Source organism: Acinetobacter sp. SwsAc6 (assembly GCF_013391565.1).
GTDB lineage: Bacteria > Pseudomonadota > Gammaproteobacteria > Pseudomonadales > Moraxellaceae > Acinetobacter > Acinetobacter cumulans.
Map to the genome: position 1 here is coordinate 1 of NZ_JACAXE010000070.1, position 1335 is coordinate 1335.

At 45.3% G+C, this 1335-nt stretch carries 1 protein-coding gene; it reads right to left on the bottom strand.

What is annotated here, in order from left to right:
• Positions 1-1334: aldehyde dehydrogenase family protein (locus HYG93_RS19135; protein ID WP_178962796.1), on the bottom strand; the 1334-nt coding region annotated here is incomplete at its 3' end.
• Between the last annotated feature and the right edge of the window lies 1 nt (position 1335).

Sequence of the window (1335 nt, forward strand, 5' to 3'; positions counted from 1 at the left end):
GCACGGCCTGCTCGGTATGAAGTATGTGCTGATCGTGACCATACGCCTGCGCCAAGGCCATAAATCGTGTCGTTGGCGATCTTGATGGCATCATCGAAATCTTTAAATGTGGTTACAGCAAGTACGGGCCCAAAAATTTCTTCTTGGAAAGTTTTCATGCTGTTGTTGCCTTTAAAGATGGTTGGTTCGATGTAGAAGCCTGTACCAACTTCTTGGCGTTCACCACCACCGGTCAGCACTTGCGCACCTTCTGCACGACCAGTTGCGATACAACCTAAGATTTTATCTTGTTGCTCTTGCGAAGCTTGAGCGCCAATCATAGTTTCAGTGTCGAGAGGGTGGCCTGTTTTAATGCGTTTTACCCGCTCAATGGCTTTTTCAAGGAATTTATCTGCAATGCTTTCTTGTACTAAGGCGCGAGAAGGACAAGTACAGATTTCACCTTGGTTTAAGGCAAACATGGCAAAGCCTTCCAGCGCTTTATCCAAAAAGTCATCGTCTTGATCCATCACATCTTCAAAGAAAATGTTTGGTGATTTTCCACCAAGTTCCAGTGTTACAGGAATAATATTTTCAGTGGCATACTGCATGATCATTTGGCCGACAGCCGTAGAACCCGTAAATGCAATTTTGGCAATACGTGGATTAGTTGCCAATGGACGGCCGACTTCTACGCCGTATCCGTTGACAATATTCAGTACGCCAGCAGGTAGGATGTCTTGGATTAATTCTGCCAAAACCAAAATGCTGGCTGGAGTTTGCTCAGCAGGTTTAAGCACAATGCAGTTACCCGCAGCCAAGGCAGGTGCAAGTTTCCAAGCCGCCATTAAGATAGGGAAGTTCCAAGGAATAATTTGCCCCACAACACCCAAAGGTTCATGGAAATGGTAAGCAATGGTGTCACCATCAATTTCCGAAATACCGCCTTCTTGTGCGCGGATGCAGCTAGCAAAGTAGCGGAAATGGTCAATGGTGAGTGGAATGTCTGCAGCCAGTGTTTCACGTACAGGTTTGCCGTTGTCCCATGTTTCTGCAACGGCCAATAATTCTAGATTTTCTTCTAAGCGATCTGCAATTTTCAGTAACAGATTAGAGCGAGTAGTCGGTGATGTATTGTTCCATTCGGCTTTGGCTGCGTGCGCAGCATCGAGCGCTAACTCAATATCTTCAGCCGATGAACGTGGAATTTTGGTAAAGGCTTTACCATCAACAGGAGAGATGTTGTCAAAATATTCGCCTTTGACCGGTGCGACCCATTTGCCACCAATAAAGTTTTCATATTGTGATTTAAATTGAACTTTTGAGCCGTCTGTATTTGGATCTGCGTAACGCATA